The sequence below is a fragment of the Candidatus Diapherotrites archaeon genome, from assembly GCA_016205145.1.
Classification (GTDB): Archaea; Iainarchaeota; Iainarchaeia; order Iainarchaeales; family JACQJH01; genus JACQJH01.
The window spans coordinates 621,860-637,306 of the sequence record JACQJH010000002.1 but is presented as its reverse complement, the minus strand read 5'-3'; the positions used below and the strand labels follow the sequence as shown (position 1 = coordinate 637,306).

At 51.7% G+C, this 15,447-nt stretch carries 13 protein-coding genes, 2 tRNA genes and 1 other RNA gene; 8 read left to right on the top strand and 8 right to left on the bottom strand.

The genetic code is table 11. The features are described from left to right. Positions 1-115: 115 nt before the first annotated feature. Both HY394_06700 and HY394_06695 read right to left on the bottom strand, forming a co-directional pair. Positions 116-721, bottom strand: coding sequence for a hypothetical protein (locus HY394_06700; protein MBI4053691.1), 606 nt, complete (start codon positions 719-721; stop codon positions 116-118). A 34-nt stretch (positions 722-755) separates the two neighbouring features. After that, the gene (locus HY394_06695) at positions 756-1,295 is read right to left on the bottom strand and encodes a tRNA (cytidine(56)-2'-O)-methyltransferase (protein MBI4053690.1); all 540 of its coding nucleotides are present in this window, start codon (positions 1,293-1,295) and stop codon (positions 756-758) included. A 62-nt stretch (positions 1,296-1,357) separates the two neighbouring features. Between HY394_06695 and serS the strand changes: the two genes are divergently transcribed. The 4 genes from serS (at position 1,358) to lysS (ending at position 5,116) form a co-directional block, all read left to right on the top strand. Beyond that, positions 1,358-2,650 carry a serine--tRNA ligase gene (gene serS / locus HY394_06690; GenBank protein ID MBI4053689.1) on the top strand — a complete coding sequence of 431 codons (1,293 nt, stop codon included), beginning with the start codon at positions 1,358-1,360 and terminating at the stop codon, positions 2,648-2,650. A gap of 70 nt (positions 2,651-2,720) precedes the next feature. Then, positions 2,721-2,794, top strand: a tRNA-Lys gene (locus HY394_06685). A 180-nt stretch (positions 2,795-2,974) separates the two neighbouring features. Beyond that, positions 2,975-3,048: transfer RNA gene (locus HY394_06680), tRNA-Phe, on the top strand. 445 nt (positions 3,049-3,493) lie between these two features. Further along, complete coding sequence (gene lysS / locus HY394_06675) at positions 3,494-5,116, top strand: lysine--tRNA ligase (GenBank protein MBI4053688.1); 1,623 nt, start codon at positions 3,494-3,496, stop codon at positions 5,114-5,116. A 56-nt stretch (positions 5,117-5,172) separates the two neighbouring features. On the opposite strand, the gene HY394_06670 is transcribed toward lysS, so the two are convergent. Together HY394_06670 and HY394_06665 are read right to left on the bottom strand one after the other, a co-directional pair. Further along, on the bottom strand, positions 5,173-5,910 hold the full coding sequence (locus HY394_06670) for an AAA family ATPase (GenBank protein MBI4053687.1): 738 nt from the start codon (positions 5,908-5,910) through the stop codon (positions 5,173-5,175). A 51-nt stretch (positions 5,911-5,961) separates the two neighbouring features. Next, positions 5,962-7,824: a bifunctional (p)ppGpp synthetase/guanosine-3',5'-bis(diphosphate) 3'-pyrophosphohydrolase gene (locus HY394_06665; protein MBI4053686.1), complete on the bottom strand. Its 1,863-nt coding sequence runs from the start codon at positions 7,822-7,824 to the stop codon at positions 5,962-5,964. Between the two features lie 65 nt (positions 7,825-7,889). On the opposite strand from HY394_06665, the gene corA reads away from it, so the two are divergent. From corA to HY394_06650, 3 genes are read left to right on the top strand one after another with little or no spacing between them, the layout of a single operon-like run. Then, entirely contained in the window at positions 7,890-8,867 is a 978-nt protein-coding gene (corA, locus tag HY394_06660; GenBank protein ID MBI4053685.1) for a magnesium/cobalt transporter CorA, read from the top strand. A 56-nt stretch (positions 8,868-8,923) separates the two neighbouring features. Beyond that, on the top strand, positions 8,924-9,595 hold the full coding sequence (gene tpiA / locus HY394_06655; GenBank protein MBI4053684.1) for a triose-phosphate isomerase: 672 nt from the start codon (positions 8,924-8,926) through the stop codon (positions 9,593-9,595). 11 nt (positions 9,596-9,606) lie between these two features. Then, positions 9,607-10,740, top strand: coding sequence for a CBS domain-containing protein (locus HY394_06650; GenBank protein ID MBI4053683.1), 1,134 nt, complete (start codon positions 9,607-9,609; stop codon positions 10,738-10,740). Between the two features lie 40 nt (positions 10,741-10,780). On the opposite strand, the gene HY394_06645 is transcribed toward HY394_06650, so the two are convergent. Further along, the gene (locus HY394_06645) at positions 10,781-11,161 is read right to left on the bottom strand and encodes a hypothetical protein (protein MBI4053682.1); all 381 of its coding nucleotides are present in this window, start codon (positions 11,159-11,161) and stop codon (positions 10,781-10,783) included. A gap of 75 nt (positions 11,162-11,236) precedes the next feature. After that, positions 11,237-11,512: signal recognition particle sRNA (gene ffs, locus HY394_06640), an RNA gene on the bottom strand. Between the two features lie 70 nt (positions 11,513-11,582). On the opposite strand from ffs, the gene tgt reads away from it, so the two are divergent. Further along, positions 11,583-12,683: a tRNA guanosine(34) transglycosylase Tgt gene (gene tgt / locus HY394_06635; protein MBI4053681.1), complete on the top strand. Its 1,101-nt coding sequence runs from the start codon at positions 11,583-11,585 to the stop codon at positions 12,681-12,683. A gap of 287 nt (positions 12,684-12,970) precedes the next feature. Here tgt and radA read toward each other — a convergent pair whose 3' ends face one another. Both radA and HY394_06625 read right to left on the bottom strand, forming a co-directional pair. After that, positions 12,971-13,930, bottom strand: coding sequence for a DNA repair and recombination protein RadA (radA, locus tag HY394_06630; protein ID MBI4053680.1), 960 nt, complete (start codon positions 13,928-13,930; stop codon positions 12,971-12,973). Positions 13,931-14,115: 185 nt separating this feature from the next. Then, a complete protein-coding gene (locus HY394_06625) occupies positions 14,116-15,432 on the bottom strand; it encodes a hypothetical protein (GenBank protein MBI4053679.1) in 1,317 nt (438 codons plus the stop codon). Between the last annotated feature and the right edge of the window lie 15 nt (positions 15,433-15,447).

Here is a 15,447-nt window from a genome sequence, read left to right as displayed (position 1 = left end):
TTTCTTAATTTGCTTTATTTAGAGTTTTTTTCTATTTTACTCACTTATTTTTCCTGTATTTTTTATTTAATTGGTTTTAGTGCCTTTTTTCCTGTTTTTTGGGTTTTTTTGCCCGTCAGGATTCTTTGGCTGCCCGTGTCCAAGATTTTGTGTTTTTTGTTCTTTTTCCCGGCTTCTTTTTCTCCAACTGCCTGAATTTTTTTATTAGTTCAATCTCCTTTTCAATGTTTTGTATTTCTGTCTGCGTCTTTTCGAGCTCTTTTCTGCCGTCCGTTGGCCCGAGCTGTTCGTTGCAGTTCGGGCACCTGAACTGGTATTCCGCGGCGACCTCGAACGGCAGAACCGAACACTCCTTTTTGCACTTGAAAATGTCGTAGTTCGTCTGCAGACTCGCCTTTTTTTCCAGTCGGCCTTTTTCTTCCGAGTACTTTTCGATCAGGAGCTCCGCGATTCTCTCGGATTTTATCTCCCACGTATACGAATACCATCCGGTTTTCGGGTTTTTTGTCTTTTGGTAGCACGCAATGCCGCGGTAATGCAGCTGGTTCAGGATCGTCCTGATTTCAGTTACCTTCAACCCCAAAGCCTTGGCCAGTTCCTCGTCGGTCGTGAGCCTTCCGGTTTTTTCGCACTCGCCCACGAGCCTGAGGGCGTGTTCGCCGCCGATGGTGCCCAGAAAGTTTTTTGCCAGGTCAAAGCGCGTGATGGTCTCGGCGGGCATGCTTTACTATTTTTATCAGGTATAGGATTTTAAGCTAAACGCGTTTTTGAACTTTTTTCACTGTTTTTTTTCCCTTTTCCTGCGGCACGACTTCTATTTCCGCATTCTCGAATTTTTTGTCCAGCTCTTTTCCGTCAAACAGCCGGTCCAGGAAAACCGCGAGTGCGGCAATCTCGCTGTGCGGCTGGCTGGTTATGGCGGTGTTCTTGTCGGCGAATTCGTACACTGCCGGTTCCACCTTCTGCGAGCCGATTATGACCAAATGTTTTTCCTTTTCCCGGATTTTTTGGATGTCTTCCTGCACGGGCTTTCCGTACATCGTCAGATGCGTTATGTAAAAGCCTTTTTTCCTGAATTCCTGTGCGGTCTTCTTCCAGCTTTTAGTGAATGACAGTTTTGTCGTTCCGCCCCATCTTTGCGCGACATCATAGAAATTCTTTTCCAGTTCCGGGTCCTGGATTCCCTCGACAACTATTTCGCTTGCCCCGAACGCCCTTGCCACAAGACAGCAGTGGCTTGTAACCCTCTGGTCCCTGAATAGCCTGTGCCCGTATCTCAAAACAACTGCTTCCATTAACCTTTTTCCGGGCAATTATCTATTTAACCTTTTTCGAACACGTCTGTTTCCAGATTGTTATGATTGACATTGAAATCATCCGCTCCGACCCCGACTCCGTCAGGCGCAGCATGAAAAAGCGCAATGACAAGGAGAAACTGGCCTGGTTCGAGGAACTGCTGAAGCTTGACTTGGAATGGCGTTCGCTGAAAGGCTCGGCCGACGAATTGAGGAGTGCGCGCAACAGCATAACCGAGGAAATAAAATCCCTCAAAGCCAAAGGAAAGTCCATTGAAAAGAAGCTTGCCGAGGCAAAGGCCTTGCCCCAGAAAATAAAGGAATCTGAAGCGGGTCTCTCGGAGTTGCGCGAAAAAATCGATTATTACCTGATGCGCCTGCCCAACATACTTGACGATTCCGTTCCGACAGGAAAGGATTCATCCGAAAACCCCGTGGTGAAAAAGCACGGCGTGCAAAAAAAGCCTTCTTTTCCGCTCAGGCACCACGGCGAATTCGCGGAAGGCCTCGGCCTCGCTGACTTTGAACGCGCAGTAAAGATTTCCGGCACCGGCTTCTTCATTCTCAAAGGCCAGCTTGCCTTGATGGACCTCGCCCTGCAGCGCCTTGCAATCGAGGATCTTGTGAAAAAAGGATTCATGCTCATAGAGCCGCCTTTCCTCCTGCGCCGCAGGCCGTATGAAGGCGTAACCGACCTGGCGGACTTTGAAAACGTGATGTACAAGATTGAAGGCGAGGACCTCTACCTCATTGCGACTTCCGAGCATCCGATGGCCGCAATGCACATGGACGAAATCCTGAAGGAAGAAGAGCTTCCATTGAAATACTGCGGCCTTTCCGCCTGCTTCCGGCGCGAGGTCGGAAAGCATGGCCTGGATGAACGGGGATTGTTCCGGGTTCACCAGTTCAGCAAAATCGAGCAGTTCATTTTCTGCAGGCCCGAGGACTCCGGCAAATTCCACGAACAACTGCTTGCGAATTCGGAATGGCTGCTGCAGCAGCTTGACATTCCCTATCGGGTTGTCGGCGTCTGCACCGGAGACATCGGGACGGTCGCAGCAAAAAAATTCGATGTCGAAGGCTATTCCCCGAGAGAAGACAAGTTCATCGAGCTCATGTCCTGCTCGAACTGCACTTCATACCAGGCGGCAAGGCTTAACATCCGGTTCAGAAAAAAGGATAACAGCAAGGGGCTGGTGCATACGCTCAACAATACTGAGGTTGCGACGTCAAGGATGCTGCGCCTGATTCTGGAGCATTATCAGACAGTAGATGGAACGCTCAAGGTGCCGAAAGCGCTTCAGCCCCACATGAATGGCCTCAAGGAAATAGCCCCGCAGACAGCGGGGAAATGATTTAAATTCCTTTTCAGAGGCAAATCTGTTAAAGTCCTGCTTGCGGTTTTTACCCAAGTTGGCCCTTTTTGGGCCCGTAGCTCAGCCTGGTAGAGCAGCGGCCTTTTAAGCCGCGTGTCGAGGGTTCGAATCCCTCCGGGCTCGTCTCGGCGGTTTCGTCCGCCGGGTCCGATGCACCATGCTCGCTTTGCTCGCATAGCGCTGCGCGCGGTTGCGCGGCATTCGAGCGCGTGCACCAGAAAAGGCGTTCACTATTGTGGACTACGGGCAGGCAATCAACGGGCACCATTCATATTAAGGGTTTCGCAGAATATTGGTTTGCAAGGGAAGGTAGCTCAGTCTGGTAGAGCACACGGCTGAAGACCGTGGTGTCGCGGGTTCAATTCCCGCCCTTCCCACTTTTTCCGGCCGTTGCGTGCCCGTGCAGGTACCGGGTCCTATTTAGGCGCCGTCGCAATTTTCGGTTGCATTTTGGTTTTACGACCCGGCGGGCTTCAGCCCGCCGTAGGTCGGGGCAAAGCCAAAAGCCGCTTCAATCTTCTATCCGTCTGGCCGGTATCGCATGCCGCGACGCGCGTTGCGGAATGCCGCGCATGCGGAAGTCTGGCAGAAATTTTGCCTGCACAAAAAAAGAAAAATAGAAATAGAAAATAAAACTAAATGATTTCTTCAATCATTTACTTCTTTTTAGCTTTCTTTTTTTTAGCTGCCATTTTATTTTACACCTCTTTGTTGGTGATTGCTTTTCAGCGTTATTTATAAGAGTTCTTCTGTTTTTAAATCTGATGTTTGTTTTTGCGTTTCACTGGCGCATTTTTATTTTTTTTCTGGAATGTTGTTGTTATGCCTTCGGATTCTCTGTTCTGGGCCGACAAGATTGCGCGCCAGGTTTTGGAAAGGAAAAAATTCCATTTTTTGCCGGATGAAATTCCGGAAATAAAATCGCCGAGCGTGAAAAGCTCCTCTTCTCTTTCGGGCGTCCTGCATATCGGCAGGCTGAGTGACATCATCCGCGGCGAAGCGGCCTTCCGCGCCCTTGCGGAGCATGAATCGCGCGCGAAATTCATCTATGTCACCGAGGACATGGACCCGCTGAGGGGAATTCCGGAGGGGGTTCCGCAGTCATTCAAGGAGTTCATAGGCTTTTCCGTTTCCGACGCGCCTGATCCTTTCGGCTGCCATGAAAGCTATGCCGGGCATTTCAAGGAAATTTTCCTCAGGACTTTTGAGGAGTTCCTGGAATTCCCGCCGGAAGTCTTTTCGATGCGCGACGAGTACAGGAAAGGCAATTTCACCGAGCACATCCTGGAGCTTGTAGGGCACGCAGCGGAAGTGCGTGGCATAGTGGACAAGTTCAAGGACAACAAATCTGATGCCGGCTGGATTCCATGGAAGCCGATCTGCGACAGGTGCGGGAACATGCAGACAACGAATGTCCTTGGCGTTGAAGGAACAAAAGTCAGGTACGAATGCAAGGATTACGCGTTTGAGAAGTTCACCGCGAAAGGCTGCGGCCATGTGGGCGTTTCGGATTTGAACAAGGCGAACGGCAAGCTTGCGTGGAAAAGCGAGTGGGCTTCGCAGTGGAAACGCTGGAATGTGGTGGCGGAGGGCGCGGGCAAGGAATACAATGCGCCTAACTCGGCTTTTTTTGTGAACGCCGAAATCTGTGAAAGGGTTTTGCACTATCCCATGCCTGTGCCGGTCTTTTATGAGCACTTGCTGATTGACGGCCAGAAAATGTCCGCTTCGCTCGGCAATGTGGTTTTTCCACACCAGTGGCTTGAGGTGGCAAGGCCTGAAACCCTCAAGTTCCTGTATTTGAAGCGCCTTGAGAAGACGCGCAGCTTTTCCTGGCTTGACGTGCCGAACCTTGAGCTTGAGCTTGACAGGGCGGCCGAGGCATTTTACTCTGGTGTTTCCGCGGATGAAAAGGACGGCGCCCAGCTGAAAAAGCTTTTTTTGTTTTCATCCGTGAAAAGCAGGAAGGTTTTGCCCCTGCCCGCGGATTTCGCGCTTGTCTCATATCTTGTGCAGGTCCTGCCGGATGATGAAAGCGTGCTTGAAAAGCTCCGTGAGCTCGGGCACGTTCCGGGCAATTCCGCGGAAGGCCTGAGGCAGATTTCGGAGAGGATTGCGCATTGCCGCAGATGGGTTGAACTGCACGTTCCTGCCGAGGAAAAAATCGCGTTCGCCGAAACGCTTGCGCCGGAGCTCCGCAAAAAAATGCCGGCAGGCCTTTTGCCCGTGTTCAGGGAATTTGCGTCTGAAATAGTTTCAGGGAAATCCGCCGAGGATTTGCAGAAATCTTTTTTCGATTTGGCCAAGTCCGGCGGCCAGAGCCCGAAAGAGGCTTTTGAGTTTGCTTACCTTGCCCTCATCGGAAGGCCAAAAGGGCCGAAAATCGGCTCGCTTGTCCTCGGCCTGGGCAGGGAAAAGTGCGCGAAGCGGTTTAAGGAACTGTAAGAAAATGTGGCAACAGCCATGAATGTTTTGCGCGCGGCTTTTTTGAATCAGGTTGATTAAACTTTGGAGTAGTCGGCGCCTATTTTTCCGATTTTTATCCCCGTTTCGGTTATTTTGAGCGGGTGCACTTCTTCGGAGTGCTTTGTGGAGCGCATTTTTCTTATGTGCAGCGTGCGGTTGCTGTGGCTTCCCACGCCAAGGTAATGCAGCACTATCACGCCGTCCGCGACAAACTCCTCGACGCCGTACTTGCTCAGCTTCTGCTCATCCTCTATTTCCGATATTATTATGACTGTCGCGCCGGCGCGCTGCAGAATGTACCCGAGCTTTATGATTGCCTTCCGGACTTCCTGCTCGTTTTCAAAGTTGAGGCCCAGCGCCGGGATCGAATCAATGACAATGCGTTTTGCGTTGTTTTTTTTGATTGACCGCATTATTTCCAGAAGCAGCTTGTCCAGGTCGAACCCCGTCACCGGCAGTGAATATTCCTCGTCAGATGGCAGGCCGATTTTCGCCACACTGCCGTCAATGAGGTGGATTTTTCCGTCTCTTTCCAGCGCCTTCAGGTCAAAGCCGAACTTGAGCATGTCTTCCCTGACAAGGTCCGGCCGCTCGTCAAGGGTGACGTAAACCCCGTTTTCATTGAATTCCTTTGCGCCGGAATAAATGAACTGCATTGCCATTATCGTCTTGCCGGTTCCGCACCCGCCAGTGACAAGCACGGTCCTTCCTTCCGGGAAACCGCCTTCGATTATTTCATCGAGGCCTTTCACTCCGGTTTTGACTCTGTTCAACCAATCCCCCCCACCTAATTTTGCTTTTCGTGTTAATATTCCTTTGGTGTTCTATCTCCTTTCGGCGCCTGCAATGGAGTCGACTTTGCGGATTTTTCCGAGCAGCTTTTCGACCTCTTCCGCGCTCTTGATTTTTGCGGTTATCGCTGCCTCGAAGCTTCCGTTCTGGCTTGTCCTGCCGTCAATTCCCTCGACATTGACCTTGTTCGCCGAGAACACCTCGAGTATGTCGCGCATCACCCCGACCCTGTCCCTGCCGGTTATGAAGATTTTCGCTGTGTAGCTTTTGAGCAGCCTGTCCGACCAGTCAACGTCGACTTTTTTTGACGACGACAGGGTTCCAAGGGCTTTGCAGTCGGCCTTGTGGATTGCTATTTTGCGCTTTGTCGTCCTGTACCCTATTATTTTGTCGCCAGGCAGGGGGTTGCAGCAGTTCGCCATTCTGACGCGGTTGTCCTTTCCGATTTCCACAAAGCGTTTCTCCTTCACCGGCTTTTTTTCCACGGACCTTATGCCGAGCGCCTGCTTGATTTTCTGGATTGCCTTGAGGCTTTTCACAAAGCCGAGCCACAGGCTTTTCGCCTGCTTTTTTTTTGTCGTCAGGATTTCAACCTGGTCGCCGTTCTGCAGTTCGGTTTCCAGTGGAACCATTTTGCCGTTGACTTTTGCCTGGTGGCAGTTGAATCCCACGTCGGAGTGCACCGCGAACGCGAAGTCAACAGGGGTCGAGCCTTTCGGCAGGACAATCGCCTCGTTTTTCGGCGTCAGCACGAAGATTTCATTGCCGCCGATTGTCAGGGCGGCGATTTTTTCAAGTTCGCTTTTTCCTCTGCCCTTTCCCCATTCCGCAAGCTCTTTTGCCCATGAAAGCCGCTTGTCAAAGTACTTGTTCTTTTCGAATTCCTTGTAATGCCAGTGCGCCGACAGCCCGGATTCGGCTTCCGAATGCATGCGCCAGTCCCGGATCTGGATTTCCAGGGGGGTGCCGTGCCAGTTTATCAAAGTGTGGATGCTCTGGTAGCCGTTCTGCTTCGGCTTCGCGATGTAATCGGAAAACTCCTCGGGATGGAACTGGTAAAGCGAGTGCACCGTGCCAAGGATCTGATAGCACTCCTCCGGCGAATTGCAGATTATGCGGATGCCGAGCAGGTCGAGCATTTCATTGTCTTTTTTCCTTTCAAGCTTTTTCGAAATGCTGTAAAGCGTTTTCACCCTGCCGGTGATTGTCGCATTAAGCTTTTGTTCCGCAAGCTTTTCCGAAACCTCGGCTTCGGCTTCGGCGAGCTTTTTTTCAAGTTCCGGCCGGTTGCCCGAAACCCTGCGTGCGGCCTCGAACTTTTCCGGCTCAAGAACCCGGAAACTCCGGTCCTGCATTTCGGCGGCTATGCCCATCAATCCGAGCTTATGCGCTATGGGCACGAAAACGGAAAGCGAGGTTCTGGCAATGCGTTTCGCGTCCTCCGCAGGAAAATGGCTTATCGAGCGCAGGGTCGTGAGCCTGTTCACAATGGCGATTATGACTGTCCGGATGTCCTTTGCCGAGGCAAGGATTATGGATTCTGTGTATCCTGGCTTGAGGTTCGGGTTTTTGTTCAGTATCTCCCGGATTTTTGTGAGTTCCAAAACAATCCTCGCCACTTCGCCGCCGAAGTGCCTTTCAACCTCGTTCGCCGGCACCTTTCCGGTATCAATCGCGTTGTGCAGCAGTTCCGCGATTATTGTTTCCTCGTCAAGGCCCAGGCTTGCAACCTCTTCCGCGCCCTCAAGCAGGTGCTGGGTAAAGCCCCTGCCGGCATAGGCCTGGTTTGCGTGAATCCTGTTCGCGAACTCCCACGCCTTCCTGATCCTGCCGGACCTCATGCCGGGCGTTTCGCTGACAGCCTTTTCCAGGGATTCAAAAGTAAGGTGAGCCACAACAATATTGTTTCCTGAAAAGCTTAAATACTTCTTTCCCGCTTTTTACTTTGAACGGTGCTCCGATGATCGGCAGGGTTTTTTATTTTGACGGGAAAAAGCCGGTTGAATGTCCTGCAGCCAGGCTCCCGGAAATAATGAAAAACCCGCCCAAAGGATTTTTTGTCTGGGTCGACATTTCAAAGCCTTCCAAGGACGACATGGCGTTTCTTTCAAAAATTTTTCCGCTGCACCCGCTTGCAGTGGAGGATACGCTGCATCCGATCCAGCGTCCGAAAATCGACGAATACGAGGATCACCTGTTCATAGTTTCATACGCCGTGAGTTATTCGAAGCACGGCGCCTCGACATCCGAACTCGATTTTTTCCTTGGAAAGAATTTTTTAGTCACGTCAAGCGAAGACGGCGTTCCGGCAATCGGCGAGGCCATCCAGACAATGGAAAAAAACCCGCAGCTTTTTTCGCGCGGCCCGGCATTCATGCTTTACCTTGTCCTGGACCTTCTGGTGGACTCGTACTTTCCGGTCTTTGACGTTTTCGGCGACGACATAGACCGGCTCGAGAACCAGGTTTTCGACAACCCTTCAAAGGAAATCCTCAGGGCCGTATTCAAAATGAAGCGCTCTATTTTTTCTTTGCGCAAAATAATCACCCCCGAAAGGGAAGTGCTGATGGCGATTGCATTGCGCGAGCAGAAATTCGTTCCGCAGAAGCTCTCGATTTATTTCCGCGACGTTTACGATCATCTCATACGCGTGTCGGACGTGATGGACAATTACAGGGACATTCTGACCGGCATACTTGACGGCTACGCCTCGACCATTTCCAACAGGCTGAACGAGACAATGAAAGTGCTGACGATTATCGCGACAATAATCCTTCCACTTTCACTGATCGCCGGCATTTACGGCATGAACTTCAAGTACATGCCGGAAATCCATTCGGCCTGGGGGCAGCAGTACGGCTATTTCTTGGCGCTGGGCCTGATGGCAGTGGTTGCGGCGGCAATGCTGATGTATTTCCGGAAACAGAAATGGATCTGATTTTTTTCGCTTTTTTTGCAAGCGTTTTTTAAGGAGATTCGCCCCAGATTATTTTTATGCTCGGGGTTCCATGCCTTTTCGTGAATTTCAAAACCTATTCCGAGTCCACCGGCAGGAATGCCCTGGCTTTGGCGAAGGCCGCCGAGCGGGTTTCGTTGCAATCGGAGCACTGCGTCTGCGTCGTGCCGCAGGCAGCCGACCTGCGGCTTGTCTCCGAGAACGTTTCGATTCCGGTTTTCTGCCAGCACGTTGACGCAATCAGGCCGGGCGCGCATACCGGCCAGGTGCTTGCGGAAGCAGTTAAGGAAGCCGGAGCATCCGGCACCGTGCTCAACCATGCGGAGCGCAAAATCGACGCGCCATGCCTTGCTGAATCGATTTCAATCGCCAAAGGCTCGGGCCTGAATGTTTTGGCGTGCGCTGAAACCGTTGAACGGGCCGGGGCAATCGCATCGCTTGCGTCGAAGCCGGACCTGATTGCGTTCGAACCCCCTGAATTGATCGGCGGGAATGTTTCGGTTTCGACTGCGAAGCCGGACCTGATTGCGGAGTGCGTCGAGGCGGTCTCAAAGCACGGCATTCCATTGCTTGTCGGCGCCGGAGTCAAGTCAGCCGAGGATGTCCGGGTTTCAATGGAGCTTGGCGCAAAGGGCATTTTTGTCGCTTCCGGCGTGATAAAGGTTTCCTCTCCCGAGGCGGCAATGCTTGACCTTGTCAGCGGTTTTTGAGGTGAGATTTTATGGCGAAGGTTTCTGCGGCCGATCTTGTTGACGGCGATTTTCTGAGGGTTTCCGCTTCCGACCCGGTTTCAAAGACAATGAACCAGTTCATTTCTACAAAGAACAAGAACGCGCTTGTTTTTGACGGGAAAAATTTTTCGGGCATTGTTTCATGGCGCTCCCTTTACCGCGGCACCAAGGACTTTTCCAAGGTGAGCAATTCTTCAGTCACTGAAAAGGCGCCCGCGCTTTCACCCGCGGACCCGGTTGAAAGGATTGCCAAGCTCATGCTTGAAACCGGCCTGCGCACTCTCCCGGTTTTTGACAAGAACAAGCTGCTTGGGGTTGTCACCCATTCTTCGGTTTTGCGGAGCATAAACAGTTTCGGCGAGCTCCGCGCAATGAAGGCAATGGACATTGCGACAAAGGATTTCATTTCGCTGCCTGACAGCTCGACGCTTTCGCAGGCGTTTTCCGCAATGCGCAAGAAGGGCATAGACAAGATTCCCTTGGCCGACAGGAACGGCGTGCTGGTCGGAGTAGTTTCCTTCACCGACCTGATGCGGAATTTCCTGATCCACCCGCCGAAAAAGAAGGGCGGGGTAAGGTCGAGTATGGGGTATTCGATGAAGGCTTTCAAGGAGAACGAGACCATTTCAGGCGTCCTGGTGAAAAGCAGGCTTTCGCCTGAAACAATCGTGACGGCCTCGCCAGAAGAATCGTTGCCGGCCATTGTCCAGAAAATGTCCAGGGCAAACGTTTCAAGCGTCATAATTTTTGACGGCAGGCCCCGCGGCATAGTGACCATCACGAACCTGCTGAAGGCATTTGATGCATTGAAATCCGGGCCCGGCAGGAACATCCAGGTCAGCGATTGCCCGGCTTTCGATGAGATTGACGCCGCAACCTTCAGCAGTTCCCTGGACGCGCTTTACGACAAGGCTGAAATGCTGCTGCACAATGAAATCATCCTGTTCGTGCATTTCAAGGAACTCAGCGCTTCCGGTGCAAGGCACAAGTACGATGTTTCGGTCAGGCTGAATTCGGCGGGAAAGCTTTTCATAGCAAAGGATTCGGGATGGAGCGCCCTGACCAGCGTGCGGAATGCGCTTTCTTCTGTTGAGCGGGAAATAAAAAAATTCGTGCAGCAATAACCCTGCGCGTTTAAAAGCCGGCAAGCGGGAAAGGAAACAGCTATCTTTTTCCCTTTTTTTTGCCGGCTTTCCCGGCCTTTGCCTTTTTGGCTTGTTTTCCTTTGGATGTTTTTTTGGTTTTTTTAGGCTTGGCTTTTTTGCCTTTTTTCACGGCATTCTTTTTTGCCGGTTTTTTCGGCCGGCTTGCCTTTTTCTTAGCCTTTTTCGCGGTTTTAGGCCTTTTTCCGGCTTTTATCTTTCTCGGCTTTTTCGCCTTTTTGCCAATTTTCACGGTTTTCAGTTTTTGCCCGGCTTTTTTCGCGGGGTGCGAAAGCCTTAAAGGGGGTCCTTTGGGCGCAGGCAGTTCGTCTTCCTGTTGGGCGCGAAGCTCCCTTCTCATTTCGTCAATTATGTCCTTGACGGAAATCTTTTCCTCAAACATTAAATTTTTCCCTTAACACTAATCTTTTTTTTGTTATATTTATTCTTTCCGATTTTTCGCCCAATTCCTTATGTATAAATGGCGTGGCGGGGGTCGAACAAAGCCTCGGAAAAAAGTTTTTCCGCCTTCCCTGCTGTTCTCCGTTTCCCCTGCAGCGTTCCCCGCCGAAACCACCGTTGCTTCCTTCCGGACCTGGCGGGTTTCATTCCTGCTGAAAACCTGCAGGGACAGAGCGTCAACGCCTGAAAGGCGCCTTTTTTCTCCGGTTCTGCCCTTCCCCCGTTTTTCGGTTCCGGCATAAAGCGGGTTTCCGGTAACAAGGCACCGCCAGCGCCCCAACCTAGCCAAAACAAGCTTTTGCGCGCTGAAGCTTTTAATAATAACTTTCCGGTTTTTAAGCGTTTTTCCGCCAAATTTTTTGATGTTCAGGCTTTTGCATTCGGACAGGAAAACTTCCGCCAGGGCCGGCAGGCTGAAGCTTTGCCATGGAACAGTTGAAACGCCTCTTTTCATGCCCGTCGCAACAAAGGGCGCGGTGAAATTCATTTCCACGAAAGAGTTGGAACAGCTCGGCACCAAAACCATTATATCCAACTCTTTTCTGCTTTCGCTCAGGCCGGGCCTGAAGGCGATTGCGGATGCGGGCGGCCTGCATTCCTTTATCGGGTGGAAGCGCGGCATTTTCACGGATTCCGGCGGCTTCCAGATCCTGCGCCAGCAGTTTTTCCGGGGCATTTCCGATGAAGGCGTTTCCTTCCACAATCCTTTCGACCGCGTCAACGCATTCCTTTCACCGGAAAAATGCATTCAAATCCAGAACTCTTTGGGCAGCGACGTTGCAATGGTCTTGGATGACGTGCCCAGCCATGACAAGTCGAAGAAGCAGGTTGCGGTTGCAGTGCAGCGCACAACGGATTGGGCGAAGCGCTGCAAGGCAGAGCATTCGAACAAAAAACAGCTTTTGTTCGGCATCTGCCAGGGCGGAAAATTCAAGGACCTGCGCAAAAAAAGCGTTCTCGCGCTCAACGAACTCGATTTTGATGGCCTCGCCATTGGCGGGCTTTCAATCGGCGAACCGAAAAGCGTGATGAACAGGATTGCCGGCTATTGCATGCCGTTCATTCCGGAGGACAAGCCGAGGTATGTCATGGGCCTCGGCTCGCCTGCTGACCTGCTTGACGCAATCGCGTTGGGTGCGGATGTTTTCGACAGCTGTTTTCCAACGCGCATGGCAAGGCACGGCCATGTCTTTACGTTTCAAGGCAAGAAAAACATCGACCTTGCGACAAACCGTTTCCTGCAAAAACCATTGGACGAAACCTGCGGCTGCTTTGTCTGCCGGAATTTTTCTTCCGCGTTTTTGCACCATCTGTTCAGGACGCATGAGGAAAACGGCCAGCGCTATCTTTCCTGGCACAACCTGTTTTTCACGCAGCGCCTCATGAAAGAGGCGAGGCTTGCGATAAAGGAAAACAGGTTTTCCGCCTTCAGGAAAGGGCTTTGTGCGAAATACAAAAAATAGGCGGCTTGGCATGGCCCCAATTGCCGCAGCTCAGTCGCTGCAACCAATATCAGAACCTTCGGTTCCGATACCTTCCACTTGTTCCAAGACCGCCGCTTAATGCATCTGCTTATTCAGTCGCTGCAATCAACCATTGCCCCGCATTTGCGGCACACGCTTTTGCAGTGCACTTCAAGCATTTCCTCGCCGCAGGCAATGCATTTCAGTTTTCTGCCTTCGGATTCAGGCATAAAAGGATTGCAGTTTAACCTGTTATTAGATTTTTTCCCTGATTGCAGGGAGAGGACTTAAATGTCCTCCAGCCCCTTTTCCGTTACCCTGTAAATGGCTTCCCCGTCCGGCAGCGAAGGCGAGTCGACGAGTTTGGCAACGCGCTTGTCGTCCTTGCTTTTCCTCAGATAAATCCTTGTCTTGGATGCATGGCCGACAACATTGCCGCCAACAGGCGCTGTCGGGTCGCCGAAGAGAATGTCCGGCCGTTCCATGACCTGGTTTGTCACCAGCACCACGACATTGCTCATTTCGGCCAGCTTCTGCAATGTTCTCATGTGCTTGTTGAGCTTTTGCTGCCTGCCTGCAAGCTGTCCCCTGCCGATGAATTCGGACCTGAACTGCGCTGTCAGGGAATCGACGATGACAAGCCTGATGTTTTTTTCCTTGACCATTTCCGACGCCTTTTCAGCCAAAAGCATCTGGTGGTCTGCATTGTATGCGCGTGCAACAAAAATGTTTTTGAGCACCTCGTTTTCGTCCAGGCCGAACCTCTGCGCAACGCTTATGACGCGCTCAGGCCTGAAAGAATTTTCAGAGTCAATGTAAAGGCAGTTTCCTTCCAGTCCGCCCTGGTCTTTCGGCAGCTGGCAAGTTACGGCTGTCTCGAAGCACCACTGCGTTTTTCCCGAAGCGAATTTTCCGTAAACTTCGGTTATGCTCTGCGTTTCAATGCCCCCGCCGATCAGGTTGTCAACTTCCTTGCTGCCGGTTGTCAGCTTTCCGACAAGCTTTCTTTTTTCTGCGAGAACGTCCGCGCTTTCAAAGCCCATTTCAAGGGCATCCCTCGCGGCCTTGATTACTTTTGCGGCAGTCGCCTCTCCAAGGCCGGCCGCTTCCACGAGTTCGGCTGGCGATGCAACCGCAATTCCCTCCAACGTGGCATAGCCGGCAGAAATAAGCTTTTCCGCGCTTTGCGGCCCCACCCCGGGCAAATCCTCAATAGATTTTATCTCGCTTTTGCTGTCTTTTCCCATTGTCCCATCTCCTGGCTCCGGGTTTGCGGGGAACAGGCTTTTGGTTGCCTTTCCTCTTGGCCGGGCCGATGACAACTACAATAATTTTTGCTTTTTAAATGGCTTTTTAGGGTGTGTTTCCCCTGACCGCCGTCGCGTCCGGCGGGTACGAACTAATGCCATTGCTGTTGCAATGGCCGAGTAAGCTATTTTTGAACTTCCTTCGCGACAAGCTCATTTTCGCCGGAATAATTGTTTTTGCGAACGTATCCGCGCACAATGATTTCTTTTCCATCGAGCTTTTCGGAAAAATTCTTCAGGTTTTGTTCCACGGTTTCAGCTTCAAGCAAGGCCTCGAAATCGTCCTGGTCCAAGCCGAGCAATTGCAGTGCCTGTTCGCCGAAAAAGGTTGCAGGCATCTGGCGGCTTGTGTCGTCAAGCATTATGCTCAGCACGGCATTTTTTTTCGGCTCGACTTCGCCGCATTTGTCGCACACGAATTTTTCATCCAGCAGCGTTGCCTTTGCCCCGCATTTCGGGCAGGCGTTGAAAAAGAGCCTTCCATCCAGAACTTCGGCTATTTTTGCTTTGGCTTCCACGAACCTGTCGCCCTCAGCCATTTCCGCAAGCTTTTTCCGGCTGCTTTTGCTTTCGGCTTCCGCTTCCTTAGGTATTCCGGCTGCTTTTTCATCAGCTTCCGAAACAGTTGCCCTCCAGCCGAGGTGCAGTTCCACGCCGCGCAAACCCTTTTTGGTGTAGGCGCCGTCGAGCCTTACGACCTTTCCTTCCTTTCCTTCAATCTGCAAAACAGAATCGTTCCAGGCAGTGGCGCGGATTTTCCCGCCAGCATCAAAGAACTCGAAGTTAGCAACCTTTCCGGTGCTCCCCTCGCGCTCAAATTCCTTCACGGGAAAAATCCTGCCGATCCTGCCGACAACGCTGACATCGTTGAGGCCGTCGGACAGCTCGTCAATCTTTTTCGCATTGCATTCCGTTTTCGGAAGCGTTCCGTCGTCCTTTTCAAGGAAAAATTCGCCGCCGTAGCCTAAGCCCACCTGTTTTTTCTGGTTGAAGCTTGAAACAAAGCAGTTCTTCAAAAGCAGGACATCGCCTTTTTTCACGTTTTTTTCCGCAAGCTTTTTCACGTCGCCATGCCAAAGCGTAAGCCGCACTTCGCCGGTTTCATCGCCGACAACAAGGTTGCAGAGCACTCCTTTCTTTCCGGCTTTTTCAAACTCTTTCTGGGGAAAAACCTGCAATACCCTGACAAGCAGGTCGATGTTGCTCATGCCCTCGCGCAGGTTCGCTATCTTGTTCTTTTTCGCCAGCGCTGATTCAACGCCGATGTTCACGTCAAGCTCCTTTGCAATCATGAAAGCCGCGCCGGCATCGGTGAGCAGGCCCGAAAATTTCGCCTTTTTCTTTTCAACGAGTTCGCGGATTTCGCTGTCCGGCCTGCCCGACTCCGAGGCAATCTTGGCGATTATCTCCTCCGCATTCTCCAAGTCCAAGCCAAACCCCAAACCATTCTTCCAGCG